14 protein-coding genes and 2 tRNA genes are annotated in these 15,235 nt (G+C 59.4%); 12 read left to right on the top strand and 4 right to left on the bottom strand.

Features of this window, described 5'->3' with window-relative positions; all coding sequences use genetic code 11:
* Nucleotides 1-349 precede the first annotated feature (349 nt).
* Together GS612_RS03565 and GS612_RS03560 are read left to right on the top strand one after the other, a co-directional pair.
* Nucleotides 350-574, top strand: coding sequence for a DUF1127 domain-containing protein (locus tag GS612_RS03565; RefSeq protein WP_171639099.1), 225 nt, complete (start codon nt 350-352; stop codon nt 572-574).
* Nucleotides 575-947: 373 nt separating this feature from the next.
* Nucleotides 948-1,238, top strand: coding sequence for a DUF1330 domain-containing protein (locus GS612_RS03560; protein WP_171639098.1), 291 nt, complete (start codon nt 948-950; stop codon nt 1,236-1,238).
* Nucleotides 1,239-1,242: 4 nt separating this feature from the next.
* Here the strand turns inward: GS612_RS03560 and GS612_RS03555 are convergent, their stop codons facing one another.
* Nucleotides 1,243-3,735 carry an ATP-dependent helicase gene (locus GS612_RS03555; protein WP_171639097.1) on the bottom strand — a complete coding sequence of 831 codons (2,493 nt, stop codon included), beginning with the start codon at nt 3,733-3,735 and terminating at the stop codon, nt 1,243-1,245.
* A gap of 179 nt (nt 3,736-3,914) precedes the next feature.
* On the opposite strand from GS612_RS03555, the gene GS612_RS03550 reads away from it, so the two are divergent.
* The 4 genes from GS612_RS03550 (at nt 3,915) to GS612_RS03535 (ending at nt 10,912) form a co-directional block, all read left to right on the top strand.
* Complete coding sequence (locus tag GS612_RS03550) at nt 3,915-5,690, top strand: diguanylate cyclase (RefSeq protein WP_171639096.1); 1,776 nt, start codon at nt 3,915-3,917, stop codon at nt 5,688-5,690.
* 39 nt (nt 5,691-5,729) lie between these two features.
* Entirely contained in the window at nt 5,730-6,851 is a 1,122-nt protein-coding gene (locus tag GS612_RS03545; protein WP_171639095.1) for an alpha-hydroxy acid oxidase, read from the top strand.
* A 160-nt stretch (nt 6,852-7,011) separates the two neighbouring features.
* A complete protein-coding gene (locus GS612_RS03540; protein ID WP_171231245.1) occupies nt 7,012-10,449 on the top strand; it encodes a pyruvate carboxylase in 3,438 nt (1,145 codons plus the stop codon).
* A 79-nt stretch (nt 10,450-10,528) separates the two neighbouring features.
* Complete coding sequence (locus tag GS612_RS03535; protein WP_152458679.1) at nt 10,529-10,912, top strand: MAPEG family protein; 384 nt, start codon at nt 10,529-10,531, stop codon at nt 10,910-10,912.
* Between the two features lie 15 nt (nt 10,913-10,927).
* On the opposite strand, the gene GS612_RS03530 is transcribed toward GS612_RS03535, so the two are convergent.
* The gene (locus GS612_RS03530) at nt 10,928-11,080 is read right to left on the bottom strand and encodes a hypothetical protein (RefSeq protein WP_171114892.1); all 153 of its coding nucleotides are present in this window, start codon (nt 11,078-11,080) and stop codon (nt 10,928-10,930) included.
* Nucleotides 11,081-11,230: 150 nt separating this feature from the next.
* Between GS612_RS03530 and GS612_RS03525 the strand changes: the two genes are divergently transcribed.
* The 3 genes from GS612_RS03525 to GS612_RS03515 all read left to right on the top strand — a co-directional run bounded on the left by GS612_RS03525 (nt 11,231) and on the right by GS612_RS03515 (nt 12,355).
* Nucleotides 11,231-11,305, top strand: a tRNA-Gly gene (locus GS612_RS03525).
* Nucleotides 11,306-11,338: 33 nt separating this feature from the next.
* Nucleotides 11,339-11,413 (top strand) — tRNA-Gly (locus tag GS612_RS03520).
* An 81-nt stretch (nt 11,414-11,494) separates the two neighbouring features.
* A complete protein-coding gene (locus GS612_RS03515) occupies nt 11,495-12,355 on the top strand; it encodes a GNAT family N-acetyltransferase (RefSeq protein WP_171639094.1) in 861 nt (286 codons plus the stop codon).
* On the opposite strand, the gene GS612_RS03510 is transcribed toward GS612_RS03515, so the two are convergent.
* On the bottom strand, nt 12,352-12,591 hold the full coding sequence (locus tag GS612_RS03510; protein ID WP_050602861.1) for an Lrp/AsnC family transcriptional regulator: 240 nt from the start codon (nt 12,589-12,591) through the stop codon (nt 12,352-12,354). The genes GS612_RS03515 and GS612_RS03510 overlap by 4 nt on opposite strands.
* 154 nt (nt 12,592-12,745) lie before the next feature.
* On the opposite strand from GS612_RS03510, the gene hisB reads away from it, so the two are divergent.
* Both hisB and hisH read left to right on the top strand, forming a co-directional pair.
* Complete coding sequence (gene hisB / locus GS612_RS03505; RefSeq protein WP_152458681.1) at nt 12,746-13,333, top strand: imidazoleglycerol-phosphate dehydratase HisB; 588 nt, start codon at nt 12,746-12,748, stop codon at nt 13,331-13,333.
* Nucleotides 13,334-13,972 (top strand): imidazole glycerol phosphate synthase subunit HisH, encoded by a 639-nt coding sequence (hisH, locus tag GS612_RS03500; RefSeq protein ID WP_152458682.1) that lies wholly within the window; start codon nt 13,334-13,336, stop codon nt 13,970-13,972.
* Between the two features lie 3 nt (nt 13,973-13,975).
* On the opposite strand, the gene GS612_RS03495 is transcribed toward hisH, so the two are convergent.
* Nucleotides 13,976-14,377, bottom strand: coding sequence for a DUF2147 domain-containing protein (locus tag GS612_RS03495; RefSeq protein ID WP_171639093.1), 402 nt, complete (start codon nt 14,375-14,377; stop codon nt 13,976-13,978).
* Between the two features lie 134 nt (nt 14,378-14,511).
* On the opposite strand from GS612_RS03495, the gene hisA reads away from it, so the two are divergent.
* Entirely contained in the window at nt 14,512-15,234 is a 723-nt protein-coding gene (gene hisA / locus GS612_RS03490) for a 1-(5-phosphoribosyl)-5-[(5-phosphoribosylamino)methylideneamino]imidazole-4-carboxamide isomerase (protein ID WP_171639092.1), read from the top strand.
* Nucleotide 15,235: the final 1 nt, after the last annotated feature.

Raw genomic sequence — 15,235 nt, 5'->3', positions numbered from 1 at the left:
AACCGATAAACTGGTCATTAGGGAACAGCTGAACCGCCGCGCGTTGCCTGGCGCTTCGGCCACACGCACGTCTTGAATTGTTTTGTTGCGCACAAATTCCAGCCAACACCGCTCAATTAAAGGGCAAGCCGTGGGAAGGCCATGTTTCCGCTGTCACCCGTTACCCTGGGGAAGGCCCAATGTTTCAAGGCGCATTTCGAGTTGAAGGAAAAAACTGAACCAATCTATGCGCTTGCTGCATAGCAGCATTGATGACGCGACCTATTGTGCAATCGCAGCATTTGCCTATTTTCAACCTCAAGCAAGGGCCGAGCGTAATCGGCAAAGCAAATGAATACGGATGATGAGCATGGCAGTCGCAAGCACACATACAGCCTCGAAGAGCGCACCGGCGTTCGGACTCGCAACTTTGATCGAAAACGCAAAGGCGCGTTTTGTCCGCTATCGTATGTATCGCCAGACCGTCAATGAGCTGGCAGGACTGTCGGACCGTGAACTGGCCGATCTGGGCCTACACCGGTCCATGATCCGCCGGGTGGCCATGCAGGCCGCCAACGATCACATCGCGCAATAAGCGCGCCACGAATACCGAGATCAGGCCCTTCCTCCTCCCTTAGGGTCTGTTATCAGCGGCAACGTCTCTCCTCCTCCCTGACGTTGCCGCACCAAATACCGGCCTCAACCCGCCGGATCCTGATACATCGAGGCTCTCCTCCTCCCTGCCTTGATGTTGAAAGCGCGCGGCGACGCCTTCCTCCTCCCTGACGTCGCCGCGTCTTCTCCATACCGGGCTCAACCCCGGGTTCGAATACATCGGGGCTCTCCTCCTCCCTGCTCTGATGTTGACAAGACGGCGGTTCCCCTTCCTCCTCCCTGGGAACCGCCGTTTTTTTGTTTTTCTGACATAGGTGTAAGATGGCCCTCTGATTTCTGATCCGGAGGATACAATGGCCGCCTATTTCATCGCGCAGATCGACATCCACGACCCGGATGGGTATCAGGATTATCTGGCGGGTTTCATGCCGATCTTCGACCGTCACAAAGGCCGCCTGCTCACGGTTTCATCGAAACCGGTCGAACGGATCGAAGGCGATTGGCCCGAAGGTGGCATTGTGCTGATGGAGTTTCCGGACCTTGCCGCGGCGAAAGCCTGGAAGGATGACCCTGATTACATCGAGCTGGCGAAGATCCGGCAAGCCACCGCCTCGACCGATCTGGTTCTGGTCGAAGGGCTATGACGCCTCAGAACGGGACGTCATCCTTGTTGGTCAGAAAACGCGAGACCACTTTCTTAGTGCCTGCCTTGTCGAATTCGACTTCGACCTTGTCGCCCTCGATCCCGACAACCGCGCCATAGCCGAATTTCTGGTGGAACACCCGTTCCCCCAGCGTGAAACTGGCCACGGCGGTCGCGTCGATCACCGTGTTGCGGGATTCGCGCGGTTGCGACATGCCGTATTGCCCCTGCCGCGCCTGCATCCGCCTCCAGCCCGGCGAGTTGTAGACATTCGCTTCGGCCGCGCGGGTCTCGATACCAGCCGACATCTGACTGTTGCCGTGTAACCCGGCCCCTTGCAAAACCTCAACGTGATCGTCCGGCAATTCGTCGATGAAGCGCGAGGGCATCGAGTTCTGCCACTGCCCGAACACCCGCCGGTTGGCGGCAAAAGAAATGGTACACACTTCTTCGGCGCGGGTGATGCCGACATAGGCCAGGCGCCGTTCCTCCTCGAGCCCCTTGAGCCCGGATTCGTCCATTGACCGCTGCGAGGGGAACAGCCCGTCTTCCCAGCCCGGCAGGAAGACGGCGGGAAACTCCAGCCCCTTGGCCGCATGCAGGGTCATGATCGAAACCTTGGCCCCGTCGCTGTCCTGTTCGTTGTCCATCACCAGACTGACATGTTCCAGAAACCCTTGCAGGTTCTCGAAATTGTCCAGCTGGTTCACCAGTTCCTTGAGGTTTTCAAGGCGCCCCGGTGCTTCGGGCGTCTTGTCGTTCTGCCAGTGGGCGGTATAGCCGGATTCGTCGAGAATGATCTGCGCAAGTTCGATATGCGTATGCTCGGGTGCGCCGAACCGCAGGGGTGAACCGTCATCGATCACCGAATCGTCGTCCACCTCGATCCGTGGCCCACGCGTCATCGCATTCCATCGCGCCAGACCGTCGATCAGTTCGCGCAGCGCCTTGCCGCCCTTGCCCTTGATCAGCCCGTTGTCGACCGCAATCCGAGCCCCTTCGACCAGTGACACCCCATTTTCGCGCGCGGTCATCTGGATCGTCTGCTGCGCCTTGTCGCCAAGGCCGCGTTTCGGCGTGTTTACGATTCTCTCAAACGCAAGATCATCCTCGGGGCTGACCACCAGCCGGAAATAGGCCATGGCATCGCGAATCTCCATCCGCTCATAGAATCGCGGGCCGCCGATCACCTTGTAGGGCAGACCGATGGTCAGAAACCTGTCTTCGAAGGCGCGCATCTGGTGGCTGGCGCGCACGAGGATCGCGATCTCATCAAGGTTCATCGGGCGAATACCGCGCGTACCGCCCTGCATCGCGTCGATCTCCTCGCCGATCCAGCGGGCCTCTTCCTCGCCGTCCCAATGGCCGATCAGGCGGACCTTGTGACCTTCCTCGACTTCGGTCCACAGCTCTTTGCCCAGGCGGTTTTCATTGCCGCGAATGACGTTCGACGCAGCCGCCAGAATATGCGGGGTCGAGCGGTAGTTCTGTTCCAGCCGCACCACATGGGCGCCGGGAAAATCCTTTTCGAACCGCAGGATGTTGCCCACCTCGGCCCCGCGCCAGCCATAGATCGACTGATCGTCATCGCCGACGCAGCAGATGTTCTTGTGCCCCCCGGCCAGCAGGCGCAGCCACAGATATTGGGCGATGTTGGTGTCCTGATATTCGTCCACGAGGATATAGCGGAACCAGCGCTGGTATTGCTCCAGCACATCCGGGTGGGTCTGGAAGATCGTAACCATGTGCAGAAGCAGATCGCCGAAATCCACCGCATTCAATTCGCGCAGGCGGGTCTGATATTGGGCATACAGCTCGGAACCCAACACAATACTTCTGCCGATCGCTCCGCTTTGAGGATTTTTGCGACTAAATTTGTATACCTTGTTGTCGGTTGTAACCTCATGTTCAGAGAAAAGGCGTTCACACCAAAGCTCAACGTCTTCCGAAGCTGGGACTTGGTCTGGATTCCAAGACTGGTTTTTCCATCCATCCACAATGCTCGCAAACCAACGTGGCGGATGTCGTTTCTCATCAACACTGACGGCTTGCATAACTTGTTTAATCAGGCGAATCTGATCGTCTTTATCCAGTATGGTGAAGTTCGACTTCAGATCGACCAGCTCTGCATGCCGGCGCAGCAGTTTGACGCAGATCGAATGAAAGGTGCCCAGCCACGGCATCCCCTCGGCGGGCTGTCCCAGCAGGCGGCCAACCCGTTCCTTCATCTCGCGCGCGGCCTTGTTGGTGAAGGTTACCGACAGAATCTCATTCGGACGCGCGCGCGCGGTGTTGAGAAGATGCGCGATCCGGGCGGTCAGAGCCTTGGTCTTGCCAGTCCCGGCACCTGCCAGCATCAGAACCGGGCCATCCAGACGCTCGACCGCGTCCCGTTGCGCCGGGTTCAGATCATCCAGATAGGGCGAAGGGCGCACGGCCATGGCCCGCGCCGACAGCGATGCGCCCTCGAAGGCGTCCATTTCGTCAAAACTGCTCATGGCCCCAAACTACGCCGGATAAGCGCGAAGGGAAAGGGTTTGTTCACGGCTTGTTCACAGACTTTTCGCACTTCTTCTTACATTCAATTCTAAACAAACACGCCACCGCGCTGCACCCCCGTTAACTCTCTGTCAAATCCTGACTGGGATGTTTGGCAGAGTGTTGTGGGAGCGGACAAATGAAACAGGCGGAACTGACGGGTCAATCCTCGAGGCTTAAAATGATAGGCGTGGCCCTGATGCTGCTTGCGCTGACGGCAGCAGCGGGCTGGGGGATCTACGCCGCCCCGGCGCCAGTGGTTGATCGCATGCTGGAAGCAGACCTGCGAAAGAACGCGATGCGGATGAGCCGCCAGGTCGAAAGCCATCTGTACGATCTTGAACAGGCATTCCGTTTTCACGCATTGACCGATCATGACCAGGAGTTTCTGGAGCTATTGCCCGAAACCACGGACATTTACCGCTTCAAGCTGTTCGATGCTTCGGGCCAGGTGTTCTGGTCGACCCGCGCAAGTGACGTCGGGTTCGTGAATACGAAACCCTATTTCCAGTCGATCGTCGCCGCCGGAGGGCTTTTTTACAAACACGAAGAGAAGCCGATTACCGAAGTTGAGTCCTTTGTTGGCGACAATTCCCGGGATACGGAACTGAGCAGCCGCCATGTGGCCGAGGTCTATACGCCAATCATCAAGGATGCGACGTTCATGGGCGCGATCGAGTTCTATTCCGACATAACCGACCTGCGGAACCTGTTCATCACGCGCGTTCGCCTGTCTCTGGCGCTGCTGAGCGGGGTCGCCCTGCTGGCGCTGACGACTGTCATCCTGATTGTCCATCGCACCAACCGTCGTCAGGTTCGCGACCTTCGCAAACGGGCCCAGAAAGAGAGGGAGCTGATGGACGAACAGCTGCGCCTGGCCCGAGAGGTCCGCCTGTTGGGTGAATTGAACGAATGGCTGCAATCAAGCCGGTCGCTGGATGAACTGTTCGACATGGTGTCTCGCTTCATGACCCACATCCTGCCAGAGGCCGAAGGCAGCGTGTATGTCTATTCAAACTCACGCGATGTGCTGGATGGCTGCGCCAGCTGGAACGGTGGAACTCATAAATCCCACATTCACCCCGAAGGTTGTTGGGGCTTGCGGCGCGGCCGGACCTACGAGTTCGGCGCATCCGAGATTGATTTTGTATGCGAACACGCCGAACCGCATGACGGGCGGCCCTATTTCTGCTTTCCCATTCTGGCCCATGGCGAAACCGTTGGTCTTTTGCATCTGCGGGCACTGGAGGGGCGCGAAGACTGCTTCAACAAGAGCCGCAAGCTGGCCCAATTATGCGCCGAACAGATCAGTATGGCGATCGCCAATGTCCGCATGCGGGATCAGCTTCACGACCAATCGGTACGAGACCCCCTGACCGGACTGTTCAATCGCCGCCATATGACCGAGACGCTGCGCAAGTCCATCAGCCGCAGCCAGCAGACGGGCGCCGCGCTAAGCCTGATCGCCGTGGACGTGGATCACTTCAAGAAGTTCAACGATACTCATGGGCATGATGCGGGCGACATGGTGTTGCGCGCCGTCGGCGCCGCCCTGGAACAAGGGTGCGACCGGGACGAAGTCGCCTGCCGCATCGGGGGTGAAGAGTTCATGCTGATCCTGCCTGACAACAGCCCCGAAGATGCCGTGACCCGCGCCGAACAACTGCGCCAGGCGGTTGAAGCCGTCACCGTACGATACGGCGAGAAGGCCTTGCCGCGCATTACGATATCGGTCGGGGTCGCACATTACCCGGCCCACGGCACCATGCCGCAGGACCTGATGCGCGCGGCGGACGATGCGCTTTATGTCGCCAAGGACAAGGGGCGCAACCAGGTGCATGTTGCAAGCGGCACCAGGAACCAGACCAAAAATGCGCCGCCTGAAAACCGGCAACCACCTAAGGATGCAGCTTAAAAAACTTGCCGAATCGCATGGCAGGTCGGATCAATCTGCATGGACTTGCACAGCACCTATCCCGGCATACCGGATCTGAAACACCGTGCGCGCCGTCGTCTGCCGCATTTCGTGTGGGAGTATATCGACAGTGGAACCGGGATTGAAACGACGCTGCACCGGAACCGCCAGGAGCTGGATGAGGTGCGCCTCTGCCCCTCGATCCTGCATGGCGAGCTGGACTTTGATACGTCAAAGTCGTTTCTCGACGCTTCGTATCCGCTGCCGTTCGGAATCGCGCCGATCGGAATGTCCGGGCTGGTCTGGCCCCGCGCCGAGCAACTGCTTGCCAGCGCGGCCGCAGAGGCGGGTATTCCCTATACCCTGTCGACCGTAGCCAGCCAAAGCCCTGAAGACATGGCACCGCATCTTGGGGACAATGCCTGGTTCCAGCTTTACCCGCCCCGGGATCCGGATATTCGAAAAGACCTGCTGAACCGGGTCCGCAAGGCCGGGTTCAAGACCCTGGTTCTCACAGCGGATGTTCCCGTCGCATCGCGCAGGGAAAGGCAGACACGATCGGGCCTGCGGCAACCGCCAAAGCTGACCCCGCGCATTCTGGCGCAGATCGCCCAAAGACCCGTCTGGGCGATGGGCATGCTGCGCAACGGTGTGCCGCACATGCGAACGCTGGACAAATATATCGAAAACCCCGGAAATCTGCCGCCCACGGCTCATATCGGTTACCTGCTTCGAACCTCGCCGAATCTGGACTATGTCAAATGGCTGCGCGACCATTGGGACGGTCCGCTTGTCCTCAAAGGTGTCCTGCGACCAGAGGATACGAGCAGGCTGGAACAGGTCGGTGTCGATGCCTTGTGGGTGTCGAATCATGGCGGCCGTCAATTTGATGCGGCCCCGGCCAGCATCGAGGTTCTGCCCTCTGTCCGGGATGCAACCCGCCTGCCCCTGATCTTCGACAGTGGTGTCGAAGGCGGTTTGGATATTTTGCGGGCCATGTCGCTGGGCGCAGACTTCGTGATGCTCGGGCGGGCTTTTTTGTATGGTCTTGCGGCACTTGGCGCGCGGGGACCTGCACATGTCATCGAGATTCTCAGGCAGGACCTGCATGCAAATATGGGCCAGATGGGCCTGGCAAGCCTGTGTCAGATTGAGAGTTAACGTTAAACATTTGATGCTGCGGCGCAGCAAAAGTATAAGGGCGCTGCGATCATAGGGCGTTTGCGAGCGATAACATGCCGGTTCTACCCAGAAGAACGGATATACCTGCGCGTATTCTCCGCCCAATAAGACGCCCATACACAAAAGACCGGGACCTATCATGACAGACTTCAACAAGATCCTGATCGCCAACCGCGGCGAGATTGCCATCCGCGTCATGCGCGCAGCAAACGAGATGGGAAAACGAACCGTCGCCGTCTACGCTGAAGAAGACAAACTGGGCCTGCACCGGTTCAAGGCGGACGAGGCGTATCAGATCGGTGAAGGCATGGGGCCGGTTGCCGCATATCTTTCGATCGACGAGATCATCCGTGTTGCCAAGCAATGTGGTGCCGACGCGATTCATCCGGGCTATGGCCTGCTGTCCGAGAACCCGGATTTCGTCGATGCCTGCGTCAAGAACGGCATCACCTTCATCGGCCCCAAGGCGGAAACCATGCGCGCGCTTGGCGACAAGGCCAGCGCGCGACGCGTAGCCATCGAAGCCGGCGTTCCGGTCATTCCTGCCACCGAAGTTCTGGGCGATGACATGGACGCGATCCGCAAGGAGGCCGCCGAAATCGGCTATCCGCTAATGCTCAAGGCGTCCTGGGGCGGCGGCGGGCGCGGCATGCGCCCGATCCAGTCGGAAGAAGAGCTGGAAGAGAAAGTGCTGGAAGGCCGTCGCGAGGCCGAGGCCGCATTCGGCAACGGCGAGGGTTATCTGGAAAAGATGATCATTCGTGCGCGCCACGTCGAGGTGCAGATCCTGGGCGACAAGCACGGTGAAATCTATCACCTGTATGAACGCGACTGCTCGGTCCAGCGCCGGAACCAGAAGGTCGTGGAACGCGCCCCTGCCCCGTATCTGAGCGACGAACAGCGCGCCGAGATCTGCGAGCTTGGCCGCAGGATCTGTGCGCATGTCAATTACGAATGTGCCGGCACGGTCGAGTTCCTGATGGATATGGACACCGGCAAGTTCTACTTCATCGAAGTCAATCCGCGCGTACAGGTCGAACACACCGTGACCGAAGAAGTCACCGGTATCGACATCGTGCAGGCGCAGATCCTGATCGCCGAGGGCAAGACGCTGGCCGAGGCGACGGGCATGGCCAGCCAAAAGGATATCCAGCTCAACGGCCACGCGTTGCAGACACGGATCACCACCGAGGACCCGCAGAACAACTTCATCCCCGACTATGGCCGGATCACCGCCTATCGCTCGGCCACCGGTATGGGCATCCGTCTGGATGGCGGCACGGCCTATGCGGGCGGGGTGATTACGCGCTATTACGACTCGCTGCTGACCAAGGTTACGGCCTGGGCCCCCACGCCCGAAAAGGCGATATCCCGGATGGACCGCGCCCTGCGCGAGTTCCGCATCCGCGGGGTTTCGACGAATATCGACTTCGTCATCAACCTGCTGAAGCATCCGACCTTCTTGTCGAACGAATACACCACCAAGTTCATCGACACGACGCCCGAACTGTTCACCTTCAAGAAGCGGCGCGACCGCGGCACCAAGGTTCTGACCTATATCGCGGACATCACCGTGAACGGGCATCCCGAAACCAAGGACCGCCCGCGCCCGCGCGCCGACCTGAAAGAGGCCAGGCCTCCGGCGCTGAAGGCCGAACCGCAGATGGGCACCCGCAACCTGCTGGAGCAGAAGGGCCCGCAGGCGGTGGCCGACTGGATGAAGGCACAGCGCCAACTGCTGATCACCGACACCACCATGCGCGACGGGCACCAGTCTCTGCTGGCGACCCGGATGCGCTCGATCGACATGATCAAGGTGGCTCCCTCCTATGCGGCGAACTTGCCGCAGCTGTTCTCGGTCGAATGCTGGGGCGGCGCGACTTTCGACGTGGCGTATCGGTTCTTGCAGGAATGCCCGTGGCAGCGCCTGCGGGACCTGCGCGAGGCGATGCCGAACCTGATGACCCAGATGCTGCTGCGCGGCGCAAACGGCGTGGGCTATACGAACTATCCTGACAACGTGGTGCAGGAGTTCGTGCGTCAGGCGGCGACAGGAATTGACGTGTTCCGTGTCTTCGACTCGCTGAACTGGGTCGAAAACATGCGTGTAGCAATGGATGCGGTCGTCGATAGCGGCAAGATTTGCGAAGGTACCGTCTGTTACACTGGCGATATTCTTGACCCGGATCGCGCCAAGTATGACCTGAAATATTATGTCGGCATGGCGAAAGAGCTGCGCGACGCCGGCGCGCATATTCTGGGCCTTAAGGACATGGCGGGCCTGCTGAAACCGGCCGCGGCCAAGATCCTGATCCGTGCGCTGAAAGAAGAGGTCGGGCTGCCGATACACTTCCACACCCATGACACCGCCGGTATTGCCAGCGCCACCATTCTGGCCGCGTCCGAGGCGGGCGTGGACGCAGTTGACTGCGCGATGGACAGCTTCTCGGGCAATACCAGCCAGGCGACGCTGGGCACCGTGGTCGAGGCGCTGCGCCATACCGACCGCGACACCGGGCTGGACATCAAGGCCATTCGTGAAATCAGCGATTACTTCGAGGCTGTGCGTGGCCAGTATGCGGCCTTCGAATCCAGTCTTCAGGCCCCTGCGTCCGAGGTCTATCTGCACGAGATGCCGGGCGGTCAGTTCACCAACCTCAAGGCGCAGGCACGCAGCCTGGGTCTGGAAGAACGCTGGCACGAAGTGGCCCAGATGTATGCTGACGTGAACCAGATGTTCGGTGACATCGTGAAGGTCACGCCGTCTTCCAAGGTCGTTGGAGACATGGCGCTGATGATGGTCAGCCAGAACATGACACGTGAACAGGTCGAGGACCCGAATACCGACGTGGCCTTCCCCGATTCGGTCGTGGACATGATGCGCGGCAATCTGGGTCAGCCTCCGGGCGGTTTCCCCGAGACCATCATCAAGAAGGTGCTGAAAGACGAGGTTCCCAACACGCAGCGACCCGGCAAGGACGTGCCCCCGGTCGATCTTGAAGCCACCCGCGCCGAGCTGTCCAAGCAGCTGGAAGGCAAAGAGGTCGATGACGAGGATCTGAACGGATACCTGATGTATCCCAAGGTGTTCCTGGACTACATGGGTCGCCACCGGATCTACGGCCCGGTTCGTACCCTGCCAACGCGCACCTTCTTCTACGGCATGGAGCCGGGCGAAGAGATCACCGCGGAAATCGACCCCGGCAAGACGCTGGAAATCCGGTGTCAGGCCATCGGCGAAACGGATGAAAAGGGCGAGGTCAAAGTGTTCTTTGAACTCAACGGCCAACCGCGCGTGATCCGGGTTCCGAACCGGCTGGTCACCTCGACCACGCAGGCGCGGCCCAAGGCCGAGGTCGGCAACCCGGATCATGTCGGTGCGCCGATGCCCGGTGTTGTTGCCACCGTCGCCGTAACAGCGGGCCAGCAGGTCAAGGAAGGCGACATGTTGCTGACCATCGAGGCGATGAAGATGGAAACCGGCATCCACGCCGAGCGCGATGCGACCGTCAAGGCCGTTCATGTGCAGCCCGGTGGCCAGATTGACGCAAAGGACCTTCTGGTCGAGCTGGAATAACCTGCCGAACCGGTTACAGTTCAAAGGGCCGCGCGGGAAACCGCGCGGCCCTTTTTCTATGCTGGAACGGAGACCCACCATGCTTGCTATCACCCCGATCTATGCGGCCCTGATCGCTATTCTTTACGTGGCACTCAGCGTCAAAGTGATCCTTCAGCGCCGCAGCGACAAAATCTCGGTCGGGGATGGGGGCAGCAAGTTGATGATCAAGGCGATACGGACACATTCCAATTGCGCCGAATACGCCCCTATCGCCCTTTTGCTGATCGCCATGGTGGAATTACAGGGCGCCGGAGGGTTGCTTGTGCATATACTGGGTTTGATGTTGCTGGCCGGGCGTCTGCTGCACGCTTACGGATTCGGGCGCACGCCCCAGATCGTCATCCTGCGGCAGGCTGGCATGAGCCTGACGTTCCTGGCCATTCTGGTTGCGGCCATCGCCAACCTGATTCTGGCGCTGTAGCTCGGTTGGCGGGTGTTATCCCGTCAGATCCGTAATCATCACATGGGGCGCTTTCGACAAAACGGGCGTGATCTGACCGTGTTCGTGATCGTCCGATTTCGGCATCGCGGTGACCAGCAAGATCATTGCGGCCAGCGCCATTATCTTCATGTCTGCAACAGAAATCATGAAAGCCCCTCTGCCTGTGTCCTTTTTTGATCCGTGTTTGAGATTGAACGGGCCAGATGCCGGGTTCCGTCGAAATATTTTTCCTCTATTTTGTGTTTTTCCGCTTGCAGCCCCGCGTGGGAATTTATAAATCCCTCCTCACTCAACGGCGCGGGCGTAGCTCAGGGGTAGAGCATAACCTTGCCAAGGTTAGGGTCGGGCGTTCGAATCGCCTCGCCCGCTCCATTGAGAGGTCTTCGGACCACATATGTATCTGATGCGGGCGTAGCTCAGGGGTAGAGCATAACCTTGCCAAGGTTAGGGTCGGGCGTTCGAATCGCCTCGCCCGCTCCAGATACAAAATTCTCCAGACATGCTGGTTCTTCACATGACATTGCGTCATTCTGGTTGCATTGCCCAACGCAGGATTCACCCATGTCTGATTACGTCATCCGCCCTCTTACCGTTGACGAGGTCCAAAAGGCCGTTGATTGGGCCGGGCGCGAAGGGTGGAACCCGGGGCATCACGATGCTCGTTGCTTCCACGGCACGGATACTCGCGGGTTTCTCGGGGGATTCCTGGATGGCGAAATGATCGCTTCCATCTCGGTCGTTCAGTATGATGACGCGTTTGCGTTCCTTGGCTTCTACATCGTCCGGCCCGCGTTTCGCGGATCGGGCCATGGGCTGAAAATCTGGAAGCACGCCTTGGAAAACTGCAAAGCGGGCAATATCGGCCTGGATGGGGTCGTCGACCAGCAACACAACTACCGCAGCTCGGGGTTTTCTTTCGCCTATAACAACTATCGTTTCACGGCGACCGTGGAGACGTTGAAGCAGGCTCTGACCCCATCAACCGGCGTTGAGCCCCTGACGGCGGCGTCCAAGGCTTTGTTCGCCTACGACCGGCACCTTTTTCCGGCCCGCCGCGACGCGTTCTTGCAGGGCTGGATTAGCGCGCCGGGCCATATGTCCCGCGTGTATTCCGAGGATGGTCAGATCAAGGGGTACGCAACGTTGCGCCCCTGCCGGACAGGGTACAAGATCGGGCCGCTTTTTGCAGATCGCGAGAGCATCGCCGAAGCCCTGCTGGCCGGTTTGCTGGAAACCGTGCCACCCCAACATTCACAGGACGCCGTTTTCATCGACATGCCTTTGCCCAACACGGCCGCGTTTGCGCTGGCCGCAAAGCTCGGGTTGGAAAAGGTGTTTGAAACGGCCCGGATGTATTCCGGCCGCGCGCCGGATATCGATCTGAGCCGTGTCTTTGGCGTCACCTCATTCGAACTGGGTTAAAACGCCTTGAACGTCATTGTGGTCAGCGAGCGTTCGATATTGGGAATCACCAGCAGGTGTTCGTTGATGAAATGGCCCACATCCTCGGTCTCGGGGATATAGAGCTTGAGCAGCAGATCATATTCACCGCTGGTGGAATACAGTTCAGAGTGGATTTCGCGCAGGGCGATTTCCTCGGCGACCTTGTAGGTGGTTCCGGGCTTGCAACGGATCTGGATGAAAACGCAGGTGGACATGGTTTGACCCTATCGGTTCGTGTTGTTGGCAAGCTGACACGGGGCCAAGCCGGGTGCAATCCCCTGCAACAGTTTGCAGCGATCGCAACGCGCGGTCTGGAAAACCCCGACCTTCCCCGTCTATAAGCGCGCCTGTAGCAAAAGGAATTCGCCCATGCGCAGCGCAAAGATCAGCCGCCAGACTGCCGAAACCGAAATTTCGGTCGAGATCAATCTGGATGGCACCGGCATGTATGACAACCAGACCGGAGTTGGCTTTTTTGATCACATGCTGGATCAGCTGGCGCGCCATTCGCTGATCGACATGACGATCAGCGCCAAGGGCGATTATCACATTGATGATCACCACACGGTTGAAGATACCGGCATCGCGCTGGGGCAGGCTTTGACGCAGGCTCTGGGCGACAAGAAAGGGATCCGGCGGTACGGAGAATGCCACCTACCGATGGACGACGCCCAGGTACGCTGTGCGCTGGACCTGTCGGGCCGCCCCTATCTGATCTGGAATGTGGATCTGCCGACGCAGAAAATCGGTGCGTTCGACACAGAACTTGTGCGCGAGTTCTTTCAGGCGCTCAGCACCCATGGCGGCATCACGCTGCATATCGACCAGCTGCACGGTTTCAACAGCCACCACATCGCCGAGGCCGCCTTCAAGGCCGTCGCGCGCGCGCTGCGCGACGCTGTTGAAACTGATCCGCGCAAGGCAGATGCGATTCCGTCGACCAAAGGCGCGTTGTAAATGCTGACCGCCATTATCGACTACGAAAGCGGCAACCTGCACTCGGCGGAAAAAGCGTTTCAGCGCATGGCGCAAGAGGTCGGCGCCGGTGAGGTTGTCGTCACCTCGGACGCGGATGTTGTGGCACGCGCCGATCGCTTGGTTCTGCCCGGCGACGGGGCGTTTCCGGCATGCGCTGCCGAATTGCGTGGGCACAAGGGCATCTATGACGCGATGGTCGAGGCGGTCGAACAGAAAGGCCGCCCGTTTCTGGGCATCTGTGTGGGGATGCAGTTGATGGCAACCAAGGGCCATGAATACAGCGAAACGGATGGTCTGGGCTGGATCGCCGGCGATGTCGTCAGGATCGAGCCGTCAGACACATCGCTGAAAGTGCCCCATATGGGCTGGAACGATCTTGTTCTGGACAGCGATCACCCGGTGTTCAACGGGGTGAAATCCGGCGATCACACCTATTTCGTCCACTCGTACCACTTCCGGGTGTCCGACCCGGCACAGCGATTGGCTTATGTGGACTACGGGCAGGAGGTCACGGCCGTGATTGGCCGTGACACGATGGTTGGAATGCAGTTTCACCCCGAGAAAAGCCAAGACGTCGGCCTGCGCATGCTGGGCAACTTCCTGACCTGGAAACCCTGAGGCTTACTGAACACGCGTCCAGGTTTGACCGCGACAGATCAGACCGCCCGCCACGCATCCCTTGACGGTCAGTTTGTTCTGGCCGTCCAGTGACATTTTAGAATTGTAGGTTTTGTCCCGGTCCGGTGCCCAGATCTTGCCGCTGTCATAGCTTCCGCCGCCATCGGGCACCATGTCCCAAATGATCTGTTTGCCCAGGTTTTCATATTCCAGCTGCTCGTTGCCATCCGCATCAAAGGCGCTGTCGATGGTTCCGCAGATCGCACTGCCGCATCCGGAAATCGTCACGTGCAGATAGCCGCCGGTATCACCGGGTGCAGTCTTCCACAGACCATCGACGGGATCCGCAGCCATCGCGCTGGTCGCAAGAAACATAAAACCCGCTGCAAACGTAAATTTCTTCATGATTGTCTCCCTGTTTTGATGGCAGTCTGACCCGGCAGCCAGCGGCGGGCAAGAATGACCCAGCGTCGCGTTGCATCCCCTGCCCCGCCTGTGCGATATCCCGCGCGTGCAACACAGAAATAGGGCCGCCCGACATGATCCTCTACCCCGCCATCGACCTCAAAGACGGCAATGCCGTGCGCCTGCTACGTGGTGAAATGGACAAGGCCACCGTGTTCAACGAAGACCCCGCCGCGCAGGCCCGCGCCTTTGTCGAGGCCGGGTGCGAGTGGTTGCATCTGGTCGATCTGAACGGCGCTTTTGCAGGTGAGCCGGTCAACGCCGCCCCGGTCGAGGCGATTCTGAAAGCCTGCGACGTGCCCGCGCAATTGGGAGGCGGCATCCGCGACATGGCCACCATCGCGACCTGGATCGACAAAGGTCTGGCGCGCGTGATTCTGGGTACGGTCGCGGTCGAGAACCCCGATCTGGTGCGCGAAGCGGCCAAAGCCTTTCCCGGCAAGGTCGCCGTGGGCATCGACGCGCGCAACGGTCTGGTTGCCACCAAGGGTTGGGCCGAAGAAACCGACGTTCAGGTCACCGATCTGGCCCGCAGCTTCGAAGACGCGGGCGTCGCCGCGATCATATACACCGACATCAACCGTGACGGCGCGATGCAGGGTCCCAATGTCGAGGCCACCGCAGAGCTTGCCAGAACGGTCGATATTCCGGTCATCGCATCTGGCGGCGTGTCCTCGATCGCCGATCTGATCGCCCTGCGCGATTGTGGCGCAGCTTTGAACGGTGCCATTTCCGGCCGTGCGCTTTATGATGGAGCGATTGATCTGAAAGAGGCTCTGACCACGCTCAGAGGATAGC

It is taken from the genome of Ruegeria sp. HKCCD6157 (assembly GCF_013110685.1).
Classification (GTDB): domain Bacteria; phylum Pseudomonadota; class Alphaproteobacteria; order Rhodobacterales; family Rhodobacteraceae; genus Ruegeria.
The sequence above is the reverse complement of the archived record's forward strand: the minus strand, read 5'-3'. Positions and strand labels throughout refer to the sequence as shown.